This window comes from Chryseobacterium daecheongense (assembly GCF_003729955.1).
GTDB lineage: Bacteria > Bacteroidota > Bacteroidia > Flavobacteriales > Weeksellaceae > Chryseobacterium > Chryseobacterium daecheongense.
On the sequence record NZ_RJTX01000007.1, the window covers coordinates 1 to 5,648 of the forward strand.

The following is a 5,648-nucleotide window of genomic DNA, read 5'->3' on the forward strand; positions in this document are numbered from 1 at the left end:
CATAAGAAAAGAAAAAGTAAAGAAAAAGAAAAAGTAAAGAAAAAATAAAGACACAAAAAAACCTCATACATTGCTGTATGAGGTTTAAAATAAAAACTGGCGGCGACCTACTCTCCCGCTTGTCGCAGTACCATCGGCGCTGGTGGGCTTAACTTCTGTGTTCGGAATGGGAACAGGTGAGCCCCACCGCTAAAACCACCCTAAAGGTTGTATATAAGGTTCAAAGGATTAGGATATAGGCTGAAGGATTAGCATTTTACTGCCACCTACCAACTTGTATCTACCATCTGATACCTGTTTTAATCGATAAAAACTTTCACAAAGACAAAACCTTCACTGCACTTATAAGGCTTGTTATTATTGTATCCAAAGGCTATAAATCTACGGGTAATTAGTACTACTCGGCTATGCTGTTACCAACTTTACACCTGTAGCCTATCAACGTGGTCATCTCCCACGACCCTTAAAAGATGTCTCATCTTGAGGCGAGTTTCGCACTTATATGCTTTCAGTGCTTATCTCTTCCAAACATAGCTACTCAGCGGTGCACCTGGCGGTACAACTGATACACCAGAGGTTTGTTCAATTCGGTCCTCTCGTACTAGAATCAAGCCCTCTCAAACATCTAACGCCCGCAATAGATAGAGACCGAACTGTCTCACGACGTTCTGAACCCAGCTCGCGTGCCACTTTAATGGGCGAACAGCCCAACCCTTGGGACCTTCTCCAGCCCCAGGATGTGACGAGCCGACATCGAGGTGCCGAACCTCCCCGTCGATGTGAGCTCTTGGGGGAGACTAGCCTGTTATCCCCGGAGTACCTTTTATCCTATGAGCGATGGCCCTTCCATACGGAACCACCGGATCACTATGTCCTGCTTTCGCACCTGATCGACTTGTAGGTCTCACAGTCAAGCACCCTTATGCCATTACACTCTACGCACGGTTACCAAGCGTGCTGAGGGTACCTTTGAAAGCCTCCGTTACTCTTTTGGAGGCGACCACCCCAGTCAAACTACCCACCACGCAATGTCCTTCTTTCGAAGTTAGGCTCCAAGTAAGTAAAGGGTGGTATTTCAACGTCGGCTCCACCAACACTAGCGTGCCAGCTTCATAGCCTCCCACCTATCCTACACATTACTTACTCAAAGTCAATACGAAGTTATAGTAAAGGTTCACAGGGTCTTTTCGTCCCATTGCGGGTAATCGGCATCTTCACCGATACTACAATTTCACCGAGCTCGTGGCTGAGACAGTGCCCAGATCGTTACACCATTCGTGCAGGTCGGAACTTACCCGACAAGGAATTTCGCTACCTTAGGACCGTTATAGTTACGGCCGCCGTTTACTGGGGCTTCAGTCAATGCCTTCGCTTGCGCTAAGCACCTTCCTTAACCTTCCAGCACCGGGCAGGTGTCAGACCCTATACAGCATCTTTCGATTTAGCAGAGTCCTGTGTTTTTGATAAACAGTCGCCTGGGCCTCTTCACTGCGGCCACCATTGCTGATGGCGTCTCTTCTTCCGAAGTTACGAGACTATTTTGCCTAGTTCCTTAGCCACGACTCACTCGAGCACCTTAGGATTCTCTCCTCGACCACCTGTGTCGGTTTTGGTACGGGTTGCTTCACTTCGGCTTTTCTTGGATCCGATTACACTACAACAGCTTCGCCCGAAGGCTAGGCCTTGACACTTCCGTCCGTCTTCAGTAGCTACATCGAACCGTCCCCTTTTATTGTGAGCAAGTATGGGAATATTAACCCATTGTCCATCCACTACCCCTTTCGGGTTCGCGTTAGGTCCCGACTAACCCTCAGCTGATTAGCATGGCTGAGGAAACCTTAGTCTTTCGGTGAGGGGGTTTCTCGCCCCCTTTATCGTTACTTATGCCTACATTTTCTTTTCTATAAGCTCCACAATACCTCACGATACTGCTTCTGCGCCGATAGAATGCTCTCCTACCGATTAATTTAATTAATCCCATAGCTTCGGTAATATGCTTATGCCCGATTATTATCCATGCCGGACCGCTCGACTAGTGAGCTGTTACGCACTCTTTAAATGAATGGCTGCTTCCAAGCCAACATCCTAGCTGTCAATGCAGTCCAACCGCGTTGTTTCAACTTAGCATATATTTAGGGACCTTAGCTGTTGGTCCGGGTTCTTTCCCTCTCGGACATGGACCTTAGCACCCATGCCCTCACTGCCGACGAACATTTATTAGCATTCGGAGTTTGTCAGGAATTGGTAGGCGGTGAAACCCCCGCATCCAATCAGTAGCTCTACCTCTAATAAACTTAACATCGACGCTGCACCTAAATGCATTTCGGAGAGTACGAGCTATCTCCCAGTTTGATTGGCCTTTCACCCCTACCCACAGGTCATCCGAAGACTTTTCAACGTCAACCGGTTCGGTCCTCCACTCTGTGTTACCAGAGCTTCAACCTGCCCATGGGTAGATCACAAGGTTTCGCGTCTAATCCTACTAACTCAGCGCCCTATTCAGACTCGCTTTCGCTCCGGCTCCGGTACTTAATACCTTAACCTCGCTAGTAAAATTAACTCGTAGGCTCATTATGCAAAAGGCACGCCGTCACCCAACATGTGGGCTCCGACCGCTTGTAGGCGTACGGTTTCAGGTTCTATTTCACCCTTCTATTCGAAGTGCTTTTCACCTTTCCTTCACAGTACTTGTTCACTATCGGTCTTTCAGGAGTATTTAGCCTTGGAGGATGGTCCCCCCATATTCAGACAGGATTTCACGTGTCCCGCCCTACTCATTTATCATCCAAATATGCCTTTCATATACGGGGCTATCACCCTCTATGGCTGCACTTTCCAGTACATTCTATTAAACATATAAAGACTTTTGGGCTAATCCGCTTTCGCTCGCCACTACTTACGGAATCTCTTCGATTTCTTTTCCTCCGGGTACTTAGATGTTTCAGTTCTCCGGGTTTGCTCCTCTTACGAGGTGACATATCTTCAATATGCCGGGTTGCCCCATTCGGATATCTGCGGATCAATTCGTGTGTGCCAATCCCCGCAGCTTTTCGCAGCTTACCACGTCCTTCGTCGCCTCTGAAAGCCTAGGCATCCGCCATACGCCCTTAACGATTTCTTTCCTATTGGTTACTCAAGCACTTATAAGTGCTCGGTTTTCTCTTTGTGATGTCTTTACCGTTAATGTCAATGATCTTATTTTCTTCTTTTTGGTCTAGTAAACAATTGTTGTTTTTGGCTCCAATCGTCACTTTTAAACTAAACCTCCAAAACTGTGGAGAATAAGGGAGTCGAACCCTTGACCTCCTGCGTGCAAGGCAGGCGCTCTAGCCAGCTGAGCTAATTCCCCTCTAGGTGCTGTAGGCATTAAGCTACATGCCTTAGGCATTTTGCTTACTGCTTACCGCTTTAATTAGTAGTCTCGGGCAGGCTCGAACTGCCGACCTCTACATTATCAGTGTAGCGCTCTAACCAGCTGAGCTACGAGACTTTGTTTTAGACGTTAGATTTTAGATACTAGATGTTAGACTAATCTCTAACTCCTAATTTCTAACTTCTTTTCTAAATCTCTTTCCCTGTACTAATTTCTAGTGGGTTTTGTATTTTTATATATCAACCAAACAAAAAACTAAAGCTTAAACTTTAAGTAAGTTAATGTACTATAAGTACTAATTTTGTTTAACGTCTAAAGACGCTCTAAAATGAGATGTTCCAGCCGCACCTTCCGGTACGGCTACCTTGTTACGACTTAGCCCTAGTTACCTGTTTTACCCTAGGCAGCTCCTTTTACGGTCACCGACTTCAGGTACCCCAGACTTCCATGGCTTGACGGGCGGTGTGTACAAGGCCCGGGAACGTATTCACCGCGCCATGGCTGATGCGCGATTACTAGCGATTCCAGCTTCATAGAGTCGAGTTGCAGACTCCAATCCGAACTGAGACCGGCTTTCGAGATTTGCATCACATCGCTGTGTAGCTGCCCTCTGTACCGGCCATTGTATTACGTGTGTGGCCCAAGGCGTAAGGGCCGTGATGATTTGACGTCATCCCCACCTTCCTCTCTACTTGCGTAGGCAGTCTCACTAGAGTCCCCAACTTAATGATGGCAACTAGTGACAGGGGTTGCGCTCGTTGCAGGACTTAACCTAACACCTCACGGCACGAGCTGACGACAACCATGCAGCACCTTGAAAATTGCCCGAAGGAAGGTCTATTTCTAAACCGATCAATTCCCATTTAAGCCTTGGTAAGGTTCCTCGCGTATCATCGAATTAAACCACATAATCCACCGCTTGTGCGGGCCCCCGTCAATTCCTTTGAGTTTCAAACTTGCGTTCGTACTCCCCAGGTGGCTAACTTATCACTTTCGCTTAGTCTCTGAATCCGAAAACCCAAAAACGAGTTAGCATCGTTTACAGCGTGGACTACCAGGGTATCTAATCCTGTTCGCTCCCCACGCTTTCGTCCATCAGCGTCAGTTAAGACATAGTAACCTGCCTTCGCAATTGGTGTTCTAAGTAATATCTATGCATTTCACCGCTACACTACTTATTCCAGCTACTTCTACCTTACTCAAGACCAGCAGTATCAATGGCAGTTTCATAGTTAAGCTATGAGATTTCACCACTGACTTACTGATCCGCCTACGGACCCTTTAAACCCAATAAATCCGGATAACGCTTGCACCCTCCGTATTACCGCGGCTGCTGGCACGGAGTTAGCCGGTGCTTATTCGTACAGTACCTTCAGCTAGATACACGTATCTAGGTTTATCCCTGTACAAAAGAAGTTTACAACCCATAGGGCCGTCGTCCTTCACGCGGGATGGCTGGATCAGGCTTGCACCCATTGTCCAATATTCCTCACTGCTGCCTCCCGTAGGAGTCTGGTCCGTGTCTCAGTACCAGTGTGGGGGATCACCCTCTCAGGCCCCCTAAAGATCATCGACTTGGTAGGCCGTTACCCCACCAACTATCTAATCTTGCGCGTGCCCATCTCTATCCACCGGAGTTTTCAATATTAAGTGATGCCACTCAATATATTATGGGGTATTAATCTTCCTTTCGAAAGGCTATCCCCCAGATAAAGGCAGGTTGCACACGTGTTCCGCACCCGTACGCCGCTCTCTGATTCCCGAAAGAATCATACCGCTCGGCTTGCATGTGTTAGGCCTCCCGCTAGCGTTCATCCTGAGCCAGGATCAAACTCTCCATTGTATGTTTGTCTGACTCACTCAAAGTTCTTTAACGCTTTAGTTTTTCCTTACTTGGTTGTTATATTGTATGTCAATGATCTTCATTTCTTCCGCTTCATCAGTCGCTAATTCTCTGTCGTTTTCGCTCCTGATTTGCGAGTGCAAAAGTAAAAAATTATTTTTTAATGACCAAATGTTTCTTGAGAAAATTTTAAAGTTTTTTTTCTTAACCTTAACCCCTCCAAAACATCCAATCCTACTCTCCTGCGCTCCCCATATTTAGGGACTGCAAAGATACAAACTTTTTTAACTTATCAAAATATTTTTTGACTTATTTTTTTAAAAGCCCATTAAATAATTTACCCTTCTACGCTACCTACTTCCTTCCGTTTTCAGTGGGGCAAAGATAACACCTTATCCAAACACAAAACAAATTTACTTAACATAAATTTTA

The 5,648-nt window shown here is 46.4% G+C and carries 2 tRNA genes and 3 rRNA genes; all 5 read right to left on the minus strand.

Annotated elements, in window-relative coordinates:
- Nucleotides 1-94: 94 nt before the first annotated feature.
- The 5 genes from rrf to EGI05_RS17885 all read right to left on the minus strand — a co-directional run bounded on the left by rrf (nucleotide 95) and on the right by EGI05_RS17885 (nucleotide 5,216).
- Nucleotides 95-203: ribosomal RNA gene (gene rrf, locus EGI05_RS17865) — 5S ribosomal RNA — on the minus strand.
- Between the two features lie 168 nt (nucleotides 204-371).
- Nucleotides 372-3,121: ribosomal RNA gene (locus tag EGI05_RS17870) — 23S ribosomal RNA — on the minus strand.
- 154 nt (nucleotides 3,122-3,275) lie between these two features.
- Nucleotides 3,276-3,349: transfer RNA gene (locus EGI05_RS17875), tRNA-Ala, on the minus strand.
- Nucleotides 3,350-3,416: 67 nt separating this feature from the next.
- Nucleotides 3,417-3,490, minus strand: a tRNA-Ile gene (locus tag EGI05_RS17880).
- 209 nt (nucleotides 3,491-3,699) lie between these two features.
- Nucleotides 3,700-5,216, minus strand: a 16S ribosomal RNA gene (locus tag EGI05_RS17885).
- The 16S, 23S and 5S rRNA genes sit together here with 2 tRNA genes alongside, the layout of an rRNA operon.
- Nucleotides 5,217-5,648: the final 432 nt, after the last annotated feature.